The 15,538-nt window shown below is 72.2% G+C and carries 10 protein-coding genes and 1 riboswitch; of the genes, 7 read left to right on the forward strand and 3 right to left on the reverse strand.

The annotated features are described in order from the left end of the window. The first annotated feature begins 37 nt into the window (after window positions 1-37). Window positions 38-1,204, forward strand: coding sequence for a citrate synthase/methylcitrate synthase (locus tag OG737_RS23165; protein ID WP_405921927.1), 1,167 nt, complete (start codon window positions 38-40; stop codon window positions 1,202-1,204). A gap of 24 nt (window positions 1,205-1,228) precedes the next feature. Then, window positions 1,229-2,338 carry a CobW family GTP-binding protein gene (locus OG737_RS23170; protein WP_405678187.1) on the forward strand — a complete coding sequence of 370 codons (1,110 nt, stop codon included), beginning with the start codon at window positions 1,229-1,231 and terminating at the stop codon, window positions 2,336-2,338. On the opposite strand, the gene OG737_RS23175 is transcribed toward OG737_RS23170, so the two are convergent. Further along, window positions 2,335-4,389 (reverse strand): restriction endonuclease, encoded by a 2,055-nt coding sequence (locus tag OG737_RS23175; protein ID WP_405678185.1) that lies wholly within the window; start codon window positions 4,387-4,389, stop codon window positions 2,335-2,337. The genes OG737_RS23170 and OG737_RS23175 overlap by 4 nt on opposite strands. A gap of 108 nt (window positions 4,390-4,497) precedes the next feature. Continuing rightward, window positions 4,498-6,951: a DNA topoisomerase (ATP-hydrolyzing) subunit A gene (locus OG737_RS23180; protein WP_405921928.1), complete on the reverse strand. Its 2,454-nt coding sequence runs from the start codon at window positions 6,949-6,951 to the stop codon at window positions 4,498-4,500. Window positions 6,952-7,141: 190 nt separating this feature from the next. Here OG737_RS23180 and OG737_RS23185 point away from each other — a divergent pair, with 190 nt between their 5' ends. From OG737_RS23185 to OG737_RS23200, 4 genes are all read left to right on the forward strand, one after another. Further along, window positions 7,142-8,503, forward strand: a complete 1,362-nt coding sequence (locus OG737_RS23185) for a pitrilysin family protein (RefSeq protein WP_328928045.1) — start codon at window positions 7,142-7,144, stop codon at window positions 8,501-8,503. 20 nt (window positions 8,504-8,523) lie between these two features. Then, window positions 8,524-9,891 carry a pitrilysin family protein gene (locus tag OG737_RS23190; RefSeq protein WP_328930454.1) on the forward strand — a complete coding sequence of 456 codons (1,368 nt, stop codon included), beginning with the start codon at window positions 8,524-8,526 and terminating at the stop codon, window positions 9,889-9,891. 204 nt (window positions 9,892-10,095) lie between these two features. Further along, a riboswitch (cyclic di-AMP (ydaO/yuaA leader) is annotated at window positions 10,096-10,254 on the forward strand. A 13-nt stretch (window positions 10,255-10,267) separates the two neighbouring features. Further along, window positions 10,268-11,071 (forward strand): M23 family metallopeptidase, encoded by an 804-nt coding sequence (locus tag OG737_RS23195; protein WP_328928046.1) that lies wholly within the window; start codon window positions 10,268-10,270, stop codon window positions 11,069-11,071. 182 nt (window positions 11,072-11,253) lie between these two features. After that, window positions 11,254-11,931 (forward strand): GntR family transcriptional regulator, encoded by a 678-nt coding sequence (locus tag OG737_RS23200; RefSeq protein WP_328928047.1) that lies wholly within the window; start codon window positions 11,254-11,256, stop codon window positions 11,929-11,931. A 340-nt stretch (window positions 11,932-12,271) separates the two neighbouring features. On the opposite strand, the gene OG737_RS23205 is transcribed toward OG737_RS23200, so the two are convergent. After that, window positions 12,272-12,553, reverse strand: coding sequence for an HPr family phosphocarrier protein (locus OG737_RS23205; protein ID WP_328928048.1), 282 nt, complete (start codon window positions 12,551-12,553; stop codon window positions 12,272-12,274). A 184-nt stretch (window positions 12,554-12,737) separates the two neighbouring features. Here OG737_RS23205 and OG737_RS23210 point away from each other — a divergent pair, with 184 nt between their 5' ends. Beyond that, a complete protein-coding gene (locus OG737_RS23210; RefSeq protein ID WP_328928049.1) occupies window positions 12,738-15,533 on the forward strand; it encodes a GNAT family N-acetyltransferase in 2,796 nt (931 codons plus the stop codon). Window positions 15,534-15,538: the final 5 nt, after the last annotated feature.

Raw genomic sequence — 15,538 nt, forward strand, 5'->3', positions numbered from 1 at the left:
ATTGACAATGATTCCATCAATCATCGATGGTCGATGCATGAACACCACCGACACCACCGTCGAAGCACCCCGCGGTCTCGCGGGAGTCGTGGTCACCGAGACCGAGCTCGGTGACGTCCGGGGACGCGAGGGCTTCTACCACTACCGCCAGTACTCGGCCGTCGAGCTCGCCGGGAGCCGAAGCTTCGAGGACGTGTGGCACCTGATGTTCCGCGGCGCCCTGCCCGTGGACACCGCCGAGCGCGCCGCCTTCGCCGCCGAGACCGCACCGCTGCGCCGGCTCCCCGACGCGGTGAGGGACGCCCTGCCCGCCCTCGCCCGGGCCACCGCGCTCTCCGGACCCCTCGCCGGACTGCGCACCGGGCTCTCGCTGCTCGGCGCCTCCGCGGGATTCCGCCCGGTCTACGACCTCGACCCCGTCCGCCGGGCCGCCGACGCGCTGGCCGCCTGCGCCGCCGTACCGACCCTGCTCACCGCGCTGCACAGGCTGGGCCAGGGCCTGGAGCCCGTCGAGCCGCGCGATGACCTTCCGTACGCCGCCAACTACCTCTACATGCTGACCGGGCAGGAGCCCGACCCGGTCAAGGCCCGCGCGGTCGAGCGGTATCTGATCTCCACCATCGACCACGGCTTCAACGCCTCGACCTTCACCGCCCGCGTCATCGCCTCCACGGGCGCGGACGTCGCGGCCTGCCTGACCGGGGCGATCGGCGCGCTCTCCGGCCCGCTGCACGGCGGCGCCCCGAGCCGGGCCCTGGACACCCTCGACGCCATCGGCACGGCGGACCGGATCGGACCGTGGATCCGCGAGCGGGTCCTGGCGGGTGACCGGATCATGGGCTTCGGCCACCCCGTCTACCGCACCGAGGATCCCCGCTCGCGCATGCTGCGCGACATCGCCCGCGGGTTCGGCGGCCCTCTCGTGGACCTCGCCGTCGAGGTCGAGCGGCAGGTCGAGGAGATTCTCGCCGAGCTCAAGCCGGGCCGCGAACTGCACACCAACGTGGAGTTCTACGCGGGCGTGGTCATGGAACTGTGCGGGCTCCCGCGCGAGATGTTCACCCCGACCTTCTGCGCGGCCCGAGTGGTCGGCTGGAGTGCCAACATCCTGGAACAGGCCGCCGACTCGAAGATCATCCGCCCGGCAGCCCGGTACGCCGGACCGCCCGCGCCGCAGCCGGTGCCGGTGCCGCCGCTCGGCTGACGGAGTCTGGCTACGATCGGCCGGGTGAACAGCAGGCAGCCCATCCCCGTCGTCGTCCTCGCCGGATTCCTCGGATCCGGCAAGACCACCGTCCTCAACCACCTCCTCGCCCACCGCGGGGGCACCCGGATCGGAGTCGTCGTCAACGACTTCGGTTCGATCGAGGTCGACGCCATGTCGGTGGCCGGCCAGCTCGGCGACTCGATGGTCTCCCTCGGCGGCGGCTGCCTGTGCTGCGCCGTCGACGGCAGCGAGCTCGACGCGTACCTGGAGAAGCTCGCCGCGCCCGTCCACCGCATCGACGTGATCGTCATCGAGGCGAGCGGGCTGGCCGAGCCCCAGGAGATGGTCCGGATGCTCGTGGCCAACGAGAATCCGGGCGTCCGCTACGGAGGCATGGTCGAGGTCGTGGACGCGGCGGAGTTCGACGCGACCCGGACCCGGCACCCGGAGACCGACCGCCACCTCGCCGTCGCGGACCTGGTCGTGCTCAACAAGACCGACCGGGTGGACGCCGCCGAGCGGGCCCGGATCGAGAAGGAGCTCGCCGCGCTCTGCGCCCCCGGCATTCCGGTCGTGGGCGCCGACCACGGGCGGATCGACCCGGAACTGCTCTTCGACCGGCGGCCCTGGACCGAGACCCGCGGGCAGCTCTCCTTCGAGGACCTGCTCGCGGAAGCCGAGGACCACGGTGACGACCACGAAGTCGGCCACGAAGTCGGTCAGGGCCACAGCGGCCACGCGCACGCGGCGTACGAAAGCGTCGAGTTCGTCTCCGAGCAGGCTCTGTCACCGCGCCGGTTCATCGACTTCCTCGACCGCCGCCCCGCCGGGCTCTACCGGATCAAGGGCTTCGTCTACTTCGGCGTGCCCGGGCACCAGGAGCGGTACGAGGTCCACGCGGTCGGCCGCTTCCTCCGCTTCGCCCCGCAGCCCTGGGGGCGGGGCGAGGCACGCCTGACGCAGCTGGTCCTGATCGGCTCCGGCACCGACGGGCCGGGCCTGCTGAGCGAACTGGAGGCCTGCCGCGAACCGGCCCCGCACGAGGCGCGCCCCGAGAGCATGTGGGGCGTACTGCGGTACGTGGCCAGGCCCGCGGACCCGGAGGCCGAGGCCACCGAAGCCGTTCTCTAGGCGACCTCCACGCCGTACTCCCGCAGCAGGTCCTCCAGCCCGCCCCGGTAGCCCTTGCCGCCGATCACGAAGTCCCAGTCACCGTTCGCCCGGCGCCGGAAGGACCCGAGCACCAGCGCGGTCTCGCCGGCCCGGCCGTCGGAGACCTCCAGCTGCCCGGCCTCCGCACCGGCCGCGTCCAGGAGCCGGATCCGGGCCTCGGTGAAACCGGCCAGGTCGGCGTGCGGATCGGCCTCCGGGTCGATCGCGGCCACCAGGACCAGGCGGTCGGCCGCCTGCGGAAGCGCCTCGAAGGCGACCTCCAGCGCCGCCTTGTCGGGCGCCGCGTGGGCGCGGGTCCGTACCGAACCGTCGGGTGTCCGCGGATTGTTGAAGAAGACGAAGTGGTCCTCGCTCAGCACCCGGTTGCCCGTGCAGACCAGCGCGCACACGTCGAGCGCGACCGAGCCCGTCCAGGACATGCCCAGCACGTTGTGGTCCGCCGAAGGGGCGGGCTCGGGCGTTCGCCGCGTCGGGACGCCCGCGGTGGCACCGTCTCCCAGACGCCCCCGCAACCCGTACTGGTGAAGCAGCTCCACGAGCTTGTCGCCGGGAACCAACTCCAGGGGCTTGCCGTTGGCAAAGGTGTACGACCCCGGCCCGAAGGACGCGGTGGTGACCAGCACCCCCTTGTTCGCCCCCTTGTCCTGGACCGTCCCGTACAGGTCCCGTACCGCCGTCGGCGGCACGGTGTTGCGGTAGCGCTTGACCTGCACCACGATCCGTCCGCCCCGGATCGGGGCCGGGTCCAGCGCCTCGACGTCCACCCCGCCGTCGCCCGACCGCTGGGTGGTCACCGCTTCCATGCCCATCGCCCGGAAGAGCTCGGCGACCAGGTTCTCGAAGGCGATCGGGTCCATCGAGAAGAGATCGGGCTCGTCCTCGTCGCCGCCCGCGTGCCCGCCGTGGCTGACGACGCCGCCGCCGACCTCGTCGGGCCTGCGCCCGGGGCGTACCGCGGTCAGCTGGTCGGGCCGCGCCGACAGCTGCCCGCGCAAGCCCTCCACCAGGCAGTCCACCGCGCTGACCTGCTCCAGCCGCAGGCCCTCGAAGGCGGGCCGGGCCACCGGCACCGTGGCGAGGACGATCTGTGCCTCGCGACCCGTCACCGGATCGTGGTCGTCCACGAAACCGTTGACGACCACCGAGTCCAGCGCCCCGAACTCGTCCGCGGCGTAGAGTTCACGCACCACCAGCAGCACGCACTGCGCCAGCAGGTCCCGGTACAGCGCCCGCCGCTGCGTGGCCGGGCGGGCCGTTTCCTTGTCCTGGCCCGTACTCGGCATGTACCGCACCGACTTGTTCTCCGGCACCACCGCGTACGGCGGCAGCTCCCAGTCCAGCACCAACTGGCGAGCACCAGGGTCGTACGCTGCCGTCACCTGCCTCGGCAGCGCCTCGGGCCAGGCCGTCGAGGCGTACAGGGCGGCCGAGAAGTACTCCACCACGGCCTCGGCGTCGCCCACGCGCAGCCTCCCGCCGAGCTCGCTCAGCCCGCTGTTGTGCGCGCGGATCCCGGCCAGCTGCTCCGCGGCCCAGACGTCGTACTGCTGCCGGTACGCCGCCAACTGGCGCTGCCGCTGGGCCTCCGCCGCGTTCGCGGCCTGCCAGGCCTGCGTGTACCGGGCGTGCGCTTCGCGCTCGGCCTGCACCCGCCGGTTCGAGCCGAGTGTCCAGCCTGAGCTCTGCTGGAACTGGATCAGCTGCGGCATCGGCACGGGGTGCGCCAGGGTGCCCGGGTCGAAAGGTTCGAGCCGCTCGGACCGGACCAGCTCGGCCATCCGGAACGCCGGCGCCCGGCACCCCGTGGCCAGCAGGCTCTGCAGGGCGGCGACTTCCGCCTCGATGTGTTCCGTACGCCGTCGGGCCTCGGCCTCGCGGTACTGCCGGTCGGCGGCCTGCTGTTGGCGCCGCCGGCGCTCCGCCTCGCGCTGCTGGATCAACTGCGTCTGCTGTATCCGGCGCTGAGCCTCCGCCCAGTCCCCGATCACTCCGCCCGAGCGACGACTCATCAGCTCTGTTCTCCCGCCCCACCCGCCAGTGCCAAGAGGGAAAACACTAGTCGCCATTCAGGTGGTACGTCCCCCGTTGGGCGTACCACCTGAATGGCGTCGTACGTCCTACAGGGCGGCTCCCGCCAGCGCCGCGACGGCCGCGGGCAGCGCGGCCCCCGAGCCGTCCCGGCGCGGGTCCACGGCCGGCAGCTCGGCCGGAGTGCCGTTCGCCGACGCGGCCCGGATCGGGGAATTGCCCGCCCAGGCCAGTACCAGTACGTCCTCGCCCTTCAGGAACCGCTGGCAGCGCACGCCACCGGTGGCCCGGCCCTTGCGCGGGTACTGGTCGAAGGGGGTCAGCTTCGCGGACAGCACCGAGTCGTCCAGCGTCCCGTGCGAGCCCGCGACCGTGAACACCATCGCGTCCCGGGCCGGGTCGACGGCCGAGAAGTGGATCACCTTGGCGTTCTCGGAGAGCTTGATGCCCGCCATACCGCCCGCCGGGCGGCCCTGCGGGCGCACCTGGCCCGCCGGGTAGCGCAGCAGCTGGGCGTCGTCGGTGAGGAAGACCAGGTCCTCCTCACCCGTGCGCAGCTCGACCGCGCCGACGATCCGGTCGCCGTCCTTGAGGGTGATGACCTCCAGCTCGTCCTTGTTGGCCGGGTAGTCCGGCACGACGCGCTTGACGACGCCCTGCTCGGTGCCGAGCGCCAGGCCCTGCGATGACTCGTCCAGCGAGGTCAGGCAGATCACCTTCTCGTCCGCCTCCAGGCCGGTCAGGAACTCCGTGATCGGGGCTCCGCCCGCCAGGGCCGGTGCGGTCGCGGTGTCCGGCAGCTGCGGCAGGTCGATCACGGACAGCCGGAGCAGGCGCCCCGCTGAGGTCACCACGCCCACCTCGGCCCGCGCCGTCGCCAGTACCTGCGAGGCGATGAGGTCGTGCTTGGCGCGCTTGCCGTCGGCCTCCGCCAGCGGCTCACCGGTCACGGTGCGGGCCAGCAGGCCCGTCGAGGACAGCAGCACGCGGCAGGGGTCGTCCGCGACCTCCAGCGGAACCGCCGCGACCGCCGTGCCCGCCGACTCCAGCAGGACCGTACGCCGCTCGGTGCCGAACTTCTTCGCGACCGCCGCCAGTTCCGCCGAGACGAGCTTGCGCAGCTCGGCGTCGGACTCCAGGATCCCGGTCAGCTCGTCGATCTCGCCGGTCAGCCGGTCGCGCTCGGACTCCAGCTCGATCCGGTCGAACTTGGTGAGCCGGCGCAGCGGGGTGTCCAGGATGTACTGGGTCTGGATCTCGCTCAGCGAGAACCGCTCCATCAGCCGGGCCTTGGCCTGCGCGGAGTTCTCGCTGTCCCGGATGAGCCGGATGACCTCGTCGATGTCGATGAGCGCCACCAGGAGGCCCTCGACCAGGTGCAGGCGGTCGCGGCGCTTGGTGCGGCGGAACTCGCTGCGCCGCCGGACGACCTCGAAGCGGTGGTCCAGGTAGACCTCCAGCAGCTCCTTGAGGCCGAGCGTCAGCGGCTGCCCGTCCACGAGGGCCACGTTGTTGATGCCGAAGGACTCCTCCATCGGCGTCAGCTTGTACAGCTGCTCCAGGACGGCCTCCGGGTGGAAGCCGTTCTTGATCTCGATGACCAGGCGCAGGCCGTGCGAGCGGTCGGTGAGGTCCTTGACGTCCGCGATGCCCTGGAGCTTCTTCGAACCGACCAGGTCCTTGATCTTCGCGATGACCTTCTCGGGGCCGACCGTGAAGGGCAGTTCCGTGACGACGAGGCCCTTGCGGCGCGCCGTCACGTTCTCCACCGCCACCGTCGCGCGGATCTTGAAGGTGCCGCGGCCGTTCGCGTAGGCGTCCTTGATGCCCGAGAGCCCGACGATCCGGCCGCCCGTGGGCAGGTCGGGACCCGGCACGAAGCGCATCAGCGCCTCCAGGTCCGCGTGCGGGTAGCGGATCAGGTGGCGGGCGGCCGCGATGACCTCGCCGAGGTTGTGCGGAGGCATGTTGGTGGCCATGCCGACCGCGATCCCGGACGCGCCGTTGACCAGCAGGTTCGGGTACGCGGCGGGCAGCGCGACCGGCTCCCGCTCCTGGCCGTCGTAGTTGGCGGTGAAGTCGACGGTGTCCTCGTCGATCGACTCCGTCATCAGCGACGTGGCGTCGGCCATCTTGCACTCGGTGTAACGCATCGCGGCCGGCGGGTCGTCGTTGCCGAGCGAACCGAAGTTGCCGTGGCCGTCGACCAGCGGCAGCCGCATCGAGAAGGGCTGGGCCATGCGCACGAGGGCGTCGTAGATCGACGCGTCACCGTGCGGGTGGAGCTTGCCCATGACCTCGCCGACGACGCGGGCGCACTTCACGTACCCGCGGTCGGGGCGCAGACCCATCTCGTTCATCTGGTACACGATGCGGCGGTGCACCGGCTTCATGCCGTCCCGGGCGTCGGGCAGGGCACGGGAGTAGATCACCGAGTACGCGTACTCGAGGAAGGAGCCCTGCATTTCGTCGACGACGTCGATGTCGAGGATCCTCTCCTCGAAATCCTCCGGCGGCGGGGTCTTCGTGCTGCGGCGGGCCATCGCTGCGCGGCTCCTTAACCAAGAATGAGTGTGCTGGGGGTCTGACGCGGACCATTGTGGCCCGAGGCACCGACAACGCCGACTCCGACCCAGGGTGTGACCCGGGAACTTATCCGGCGGCCGACGCGCTTGCATACAGTGGCAGGTCTGACAGAAATCTCTGCATCGCGATCGAAGGGACCACATGCCCATGGGTCACACGGCCACAGCCCAGGCCGGCTCCGGCGGCCTGACAGCAACCGAACACCGGCTGGCCAACGGCTTGCGCGTGGTGCTTTCCGAGGACCACCTGACCCCGGTCGCCGCGGTCTGCCTCTGGTACGACGTCGGCTCGCGCCACGAAGTCAAGGGGCGAACCGGCCTGGCTCACCTCTTCGAGCACCTGATGTTCCAGGGCTCGGCGAGCGTACCGGGCAACGGGCACTTCGAGCTGGTCCAGGGCGCCGGCGGCTCCCTGAACGGCACCACCAGCTTCGAGCGCACCAACTACTTCGAGACGATGCCGACCCACCAGCTGGAGCTCGCGCTGTGGCTGGAGGCGGACCGCATGGGCTCGCTGCTGGCCGCCCTGGACGACGAGTCCATGGAGAACCAGCGCGACGTCGTCAAGAACGAGCGCCGCCAGCGGTACGACAACGTCCCGTACGGCACGGCCTTCGAGAAGCTGACCGCCCTCGCGTACCCCGAGGGCCACCCGTACCACCACACGCCGATCGGCTCCATGGCCGATCTGGACGCCGCGTCCCTGGAGGACGCGCGCGCCTTCTTCCGTACGTACTACGCGCCCAACAACGCGGTGCTGTCGGTGGTCGGCGACATCGACCCGGCGCGCACGCTCGACTGGATCGAGAAGTACTTCGGCACCATCCCCGCGCACGACGGCAAGCAGCCGCCCCGTGACGGCTCGCTGCCCGACGTCATCGGCCGGGAGCTGCGCGAGGAGATCGTCGAGGAGGTCCCGGCGCGTGCCCTGATGGCCGCCTACCGGCTCCCGCACGACGGCACCCGCGAGTGCGACGCCGCCGACGTGGCGCTGACCGTCCTCGGCGGCGGCGAGTCCTCGAGGCTCCACAACCGCCTGGTACGCCGCGACCAGACGGCCGTCGCGGCCGGCTTCGGCATGCTGCGCCTGGCCGGCGCGCCCTCCCTGGGCTGGCTGGACGTCAAGACCTCCGGCGGCGTCGAGGTGCCCGACATCGAAGCGGCCGTGGACGAGGAGCTCGCGCGGTTCGCCGCCGAGGGCCCGACGGCCGAGGAGATGGAGCGCGCCCAGGCGCAGCTGGAGCGGGAGTGGCTGGACCGGCTGAGCACGGTCGCGGGCCGCGCCGACGAACTGTGCCGCTTCGCGGTGCTCTTCGGCGACCCGCAGCTGGCCCTGACCGCCGTCCAGCGCGTCCTCGCCGTCACCGCCGAGGAAGTGCAGGCCGTGGCCGCGGCCCGGCTGCGCCCGGACAACCGTGCCGTGTTGGTCTACGAGCCGATCGGCGCGGACGCCGACGCCGACGAGTCCGACGAGAACGACGCGAACGAGAACGAAGGGGCGGAGCAGTGAGCGACACCGCAGCCGTCACGATGACCTTCCACCCGCGCCCGCAGGCCGGTGAACCGCAGCCGTGGGCCTTCCCGGCCCCCGACCGCTCGGTCCTGGCCAACGGCCTGACCCTGCTGCGCTGCCACCGCCCGGGCCAGCAGGTGATCGCGGTCGAGGTCAACCTCGCCGCCCCGCTGGACGCCGAGCCCGAGGGCCTGGACGGCGTGGCCACCATCATGGCCCGCGCCCTGTCCGAGGGCACCGACAAGCACTCCGCCGAGGAGTTCGCGGCCGAGCTGGAGCGCTGCGGCGCCACCCTCGACGCGCACGCCGACCACCCGGGCCTGCGGGTCTCCCTGGAGGTCCCGGCCTCCCGGCTGCCCAAGGCGCTCGGCCTGCTCGCCGAGGCCCTGCGCGCGCCGGCCTTCGCCGATGCCGAGGTCGACCGCCTGGTGCGCAACCGGCTCGACGAGATCCCGCACGAGCTGGCCAATCCGCAGCGCCGCGCCGCCAAGCAGCTCTCCAAGGAGCTGTTCCCGGCCTCCCTGCGGATGTCCCGCCCGCGCCAGGGCACCGAGGAGACGGTCGCGCGGATCGACTCCGCGGCCGTACGCGCCTTCTACGAGGCCCACGTACGCCCCGCCACGGCCACCGCGGTGGTCGTCGGCGACCTGACCGGCATCGACCTGGACGCCGTTGTCGCGGACACCCTGGGCGCCTGGACGGGCGGTACCGCCGAGCCCCTCCCGGTGCCGCCGGTGACCGCCGACGACACCGGCCGCGTGGTCATCGTGGACCGGCCCGGCGCGGTCCAGACGCAGCTGCTGATCGGCCGGATCGGGCCGGACCGGCACGAGCGGGTCTGGGCGGCCCAGGTGCTCGGCACCTACTGCCTGGGCGGCACGCTGACCTCCCGCCTGGACAAGGTGCTGCGCGAGGAGAAGGGGTACACCTACGGCGTGCGCTCCTTCGGCCAGGTGCTGCGCTCGACCGCCGACGGCAAGGGCGCCTCGATGCTCGCCATCAGCGGCTCCGTGGACACCCCGAACACCGGCCCGGCGCTGGAGGACCTCTGGGAGGTGCTGCGCACCCTCGCGGAGGGCGGCCTGACCGATGCCGAACGGGACGTGGCGGTGCAGAACTTGGTGGGCGTGGCCCCGCTGAAGTTCGAGACGGCGGCCTCGGTCGCCGGAACCCTCGCGGACCAGGTCGAGCAGGAGCTGCCGGACGACTACCAGGCGCAGTTGTACGCGCAGCTGGCCGAAACCGGGACGGTGGAGGCGACTTCGGCGGTCGTGAAGGCCTTCCCGGCGGACCGGCTGGTCACCATCCTGGTCGGCGACGCCGCGCAGATCGAGGCGCCGGTGCGCGCCCTCGGGATCGGCGAGGTGAGCGTCGTCACCAACTGACGGCGGCAGTCGGTCGACTGGCCGATTCACGCAGGGCCCTGGCGGGCTTGTCCGCCAGGGCCCTTTTGTCCGTTTGGTGGTGAGGTTGCTTTTATGTGGTGTGGCGTACGCAACAAAAAGGCGTGTCTGTTTGGCGATTGACTGATGATCCGCCTAGCGTCACTCGTGCTGTCCGTCAGTCGTACCCGTCGCATCCGCGGCACCGGGCAGCGATCGCCGAGTCCCCGTCAGGCGCGAGCCTGGGGAGCCGGGGACCCACATGTGTCCCTGGGGTGAATCGGACCGCCTCGCCAGAGGGGGCCCGTAGGAGACCTTCCTGCTCCGAACCCGTCAGCTAACCCGGTAGGCGAGAAGGAAGGAAAGGATCAACCCCTTCATGGCGTTTGGCAGTCGTCCCGCCGGCTCCGGTAAGCACCGTGGTTCCAGCCGTCTGAGCCGCAAGACCGCCGGCTACGCCGGCATAGCCGCCCTCGCCACCACTGGTGTCGTCGGCTCCCTCGCCGCTCCGGCCTTCGCCGCGGACAACAGCGACCACCAGTCGCCCCAGGACAACGCTCTCGGCGCCGTGGTCGTCGCCGAGGACCTCCAGGACGACATCCAGGACCAGGCCGCGTCCCAGCACCGCGCTGCCGAGCACGCGGCCGCCCAGGCTCAGGCCGAGGCCGACGCCAAGCAGCGGGCCGCCGAGGCCAAGCGCTTCGCCGAGGCCAAGGCGAAGGCCGAGCGCGAAGCCGCCGAGCGCGCGGCCCGCGAGGAGGAGCGCAAGCGCCTCAACACCTTCGTCGCACCGGTCGACGGCTCGTACGTCAGCACGCAGTACAAGGCGGGCGGCGGCATGTGGTCCTCCGGCAGCCACACCGGCATCGACTTCCACGCCGCCTCCGGCACCACCGTCCACGCGGTCGGCGCGGGCGTCGTGGTCGAGGCCGGCTGGGGCGGCGCGTACGGCAACAACGTCGTCATCAAGCACAACGACGGTACGTACACCCAGTACGGGCACATGTCCTCGCTGAGCGTTTCCGTCGGCGAGCAGGTCACCCCCGGCCAGCAGATCGGCCTGTCGGGCTCCACCGGCAACTCCAGCGGCCCGCACCTGCACTTCGAGGCCCGCACCGGCTCGCAGTACGGCTCGGACATCGACCCGATCGCGTACCTGCGCTCGCACGACGTCAGCCTCTGACGCGCACCGCACCGCTTCACCGAAGGCCCCGGCTCCCCGAGCCGGGGCCTTCGCGCTGCTCCGGCGGGCAAATGTTTCGCATTTCCGAGCGCTCTCGGAAATTATCGTGTGTTGCAATAGAGTCGAGTTGCGCACATGCGCGTCCAATGAGCGTGGCAGTCAGAAATAGCGGAGGTTCGGTCTTGCGTATTCCTGCGCACGCGGTATGCACGGCAATCCGCGACGACATCGTCTCCGGGGTCTTCGAACCTGGCGGCAGGCTGACCGAGGAAGTGCTGGCCCGCCGGTACGGAGTCTCGCGCGTCCCGGTCCGCGAGGCGCTGCGGACCCTGGAGTCCGAGGGGTTCGTGACCACGCGGCGCCACGCGGGCGCCTGTGTGGCCGAGCCGACCGAGCAGGAGGCCGCCGACCTCCTGGAGGTGCGGATGCTGCTGGAGCCCCTGGCGGCCGCCAGGGCGGCCCGGCGGCGCACCGAGGCCCACCTCAAGGTGCTGCGCGGGCTGGTCAGGCTGGGCCAGGAGCGGGCCAGGCGGGGCCAGGGCGAGGATCTGCGGTCCCTGGGCGGCTGGTTCCACGAGACGCTCGCGCAGGCCTCCGGGAGTCCCGGGCTGGTCGCCCTGCTCACGCAGATGCGGCACAAGGTGGCGTGGATGTACGTGGTGGAGGCGCCGGCCCGGCCGGTGGAGTCATGGGCGGAGCACGGGGCGATCGTGGACGCGGTGGCGCGCGGGGACGCGGAGCGGGCCCGGGCGCTGACGGCGGTCCACGCCGACCGGGCGACGGCCGCGCACCGGCCGCGGCTCCGGCCGACGGTGAGCACTTCGCAACCTTCCGTAAACATGGCGAGCGGCCGGCATTAACAGGGCCCGTATACAAAGGGACGTATCCGGGCGCCGCTGCCGGGATTTCCGGGGTGCGTGAATTTGTTGCGCGCCGAATTCCCGTGGAGTCGGATTCCCGCGCCGGCGCATTTCCGGGCTGCCGCATTTCCGGGCTGCCGCATTTTCGTGGCGCCGAATTCGCCGTGCCCGCAGCGCTGCCGTGTTTTCGCGTGCCGTATTCCGTGAAGCCGGGGGGAACCGGGTGAAGCCGGATGGAGCTGGGCGGAGCTGGGTGGACCCGCGAACGCCGGAGCCGCGGCCCCGGGGTGGTGGGGGCCGCGGCTCCGGCGGGTGTACCGCGTGGGTCGAACCCGAAGGGTCAGACGGTCTCGGGGAGCTCCTCGAGACCCTCGGCGACCAGCTTCGCGAGGCGGTCCAGTGCGACCTCCGCGCCGTCGGCCTCGGAGGCGAGGACGATCTCCTCGCCGCCCTGGGCGCCCAGGCCCAGAACCGCCAGCATGGAAGCGGCGTTGACGGGGTCGCCGCCGGCCTTGGCGATGGTCACCGGGACGCCGGAAGCGGTCGTCGCGCGGACGAAGATCGAGGCGGGACGAGCGTGCAGGCCCTCGGCCCAGCCGACGTTGACGCGGCGCTCTGCCATGGTGATGCCCTTCAGGTTCTTACGGTTGTCTAGACCAGTCTCTCACGACGCCCGGAATGCTCCGACCGGCCTTCGGCTCGGATCTCCCGCCGTTCGGCCTCCCCCAGCTTGCACCGTTTTGCCCCAGCCTGCCTAATGCGCCGCGCGAGCGCTGCCGGGCCGTTCCCGGCCGTAAGGTAGGCCCATGACCACCGAGTCGGACCCCTCGTACCCGGCCCACTGGGAAGCGGACGTCGTCCTGCGTGACGGCGGCACCGCCCGGATCAGGCCCATCACCACCGCGGACGCGGGCCGGCTGGTCAGCTTCTACGAGCAGGTCTCCGACGAGTCGAAGTACTACCGCTTCTTCGCTCCCTACCCCCGGCTCTCCGACCGCGACGTGCACCGGTTCACGCATCACGACTACGTGGACCGGGTCGGCCTCGCGGCGACCATCGGCGGGGAGTTCATCGGCACCGTCCGCTACGACCGCATCGGCTCCGACGGCCGGCCCGCCACCGCCCCCGCCGACGAGGCCGAGGTCGCCTTCCTCGTCCAGGACGCCCACCAGGGCCGCGGAGTGGCCTCCGCGCTGCTCGAACACATCGGCGCGGTGGCCCGCGAGCGCGGCATCCGCCGGTTCGCCGCCGAGGTGCTGCCCGCCAACAGCAAGATGATCAAGGTGTTCACGGACGTCGGCTACCAGCAGAAGCGCAGCTTCGAGGACGGTTCCGTCCACCTCACCCTCGACCTCGAACCCACCGCCGAGTCCCTCGCCGTGCAGCGCGCCCGCGAACAGCGCGCCGAGGCCCGCTCGGTGCAGCGGCTGCTGGCCCCCGGCTCGGTCGCGGTGATCGGAGTCAGCCGCTCCGGCGCGGGCGTGGGCGCCGCCGCGCTGCGCAACCTGCGCGACAGCGGCTTCCACGGCCACCTCTACGCCGTCAACGAGGAGGTCGCCCTCGACCTGCTCGACGGCGTGCGGGCCTACCGCACGATCGACGCCATCGGCGCCCCCGTCGACCTCGCGGTGATCGCGGTTCCGGCGGACCGGGTGCCCGAGGCCGTGGCGGCCTGCGGCGAACACGGGGTACAGGGGCTCGTGGTGCTGTCCGCCGGATACGGGGAGAGCGGCCCGGCCGGACTCGCCCGCCAGCGCGAACTGGTGCGCCAGGTGCGCTCGTACGGGATGCGGCTCATCGGTCCGAACGCCTACGGGGTGATCAACACCGCGCCCGAGGTGGAGCTCAACGCCTCGCTGACGCCCGCGCCGATGCCGATGCGGGGCCGGATCGGCCTGTTCACGCAGTCGGGGGCGATCGGGATCGCACTGCTCTCCGCCCTGCTCCGGCGCGGCGAGGGCCTGTCCTCCTTCGTCTCCGCGGGGAACCGGGCGGACGTTTCCGGCAACGACATCCTTCAGTACTGGTACGACGACGAGGCGACCGACGTCGCCCTGATGTACCTGGAAACCCTCGGCAACCCGCGGAAGTTCACCCGCCTCGCCCGCCGGACCGCAGCCGAGAAGCCGGTGGTCGTCGCCAGGGGCGGCCGCCACACCCCGGCGGGGCACGTGGTCCCGGGCACCCGGCTGCCCGACGCCACCGTCTCCGACCTGCTGCGGCAGGCGGGCGTGATCCGGGTCGACACGGTGACGGAGCTGGTGGACGTCGGCCTCCTGCTGGCCGCGCAGCCGCTGCCCGCCGGGCCCCGGATCGCGATCCTCGGCAACTCCGAGTCCCTCGGGGTCCTCACGTACGACGCCTGCCTGGCCCAGGGGCTGCGGCCGCTGCCGCCGCTCGACCTGACGACGGCTGCCTCGCCCGAGGACTTCCGCGCGGCGCTGGTCTCGGCGCTGGCCTCCGACGACTGCGACGCGGTGGTGGTCACCGCCATCCCCTGGGTGAGCGAGCACGCGCTCGCCGACGACCTGGCCGATTCCCTGCGCGAGGCCGTGGCCGAGGTGCCGGGCAAGCCCGTGGCCGTGGTGCACGTGGAGCTCGGCGAACTGGTGGACGCGCTGTCCGCCACGCGGGGCCCCGCACCCGCCGCGCCCCTGCCCGAACCGGGGCTCCGCCCCCGGCCCGGCGCCGGGCCCAGCGCCGGGGCCGTCGGCGGGGCCGGCACCGCGGGGGACCGGATCCCCAGCTATCCCGCCGCCGAGCGGGCCGTACGCGCCATCGCCGAAGCCGTCCGGTACGGACAGTGGCGGCGGGCCAGCGCCGAGGCCGGCCACGTCCCCGAGTACGAGGACATCGACGAGCCCGGCGCCGCCGCCCAGCTGGCCCGGCTGCTGGCCGACGTCGACGGCGGAGCCGTGCTCACCCTGGCCGAGTGGGACGCCCGCGAGCTCCTCGGGCGGTACGGGATCCGCGTCATCCACGCCCTGCCGGCGCCCAGCCCCGACGCGGCCGTCCGGGCCGCCGGGGTACTCGGATACCCGGTCGCCCTCAAGACCACCGCCCCGCACCTGCGCCACCGCGCCGACCTGGGCGGCGTACGGCTCGACCTCAGGAACGAGGCCGAGCTGAGGCTCTCGTACGAGGACCTCACCGGCCTGCTGGGCAAGCCCTCGGAGCTCCAGCCGGTGGTCCAGGCGATGGTGCCCCGCGGGGTCGACACGGTCGTCCGTTCCGTCATCGACCCGGCCGCGGGCGCCGTCCTCTCCTTCGGGCTCGCCGGCGTCGCCTCCGAGCTGCTCGGGGACACCGCCCACCGCCTGGTCCCGGCCACCGACCGGGACGCCGCCGGGCTGATCCGGTCCATCCGGACCGCACCCCTCCTGTTCGGCTGGCGGGGCAGCGCCGCCGTCGACACCCCCGCCCTGGAGGAGCTGCTCCTGCGCCTGTCCCGCCTCGTGGACGACCACCCCGAGGTGATCGACGTCTCCCTGGAGCCCGTGGTCGTCGCCACCGAGGGACTGTCCGTACTCAGCGCCACCGTCCGCGTCGCGCACCCGCCCGCCCGCGGCGACCTCGGACCGCGGACCCTCCCCAGTTACTGAGCGCG

The sequence above is a fragment of the Streptomyces sp. NBC_00122 genome (assembly GCF_045160845.1).
Lineage (GTDB): Bacteria > Actinomycetota > Actinomycetes > Streptomycetales > Streptomycetaceae > Streptomyces.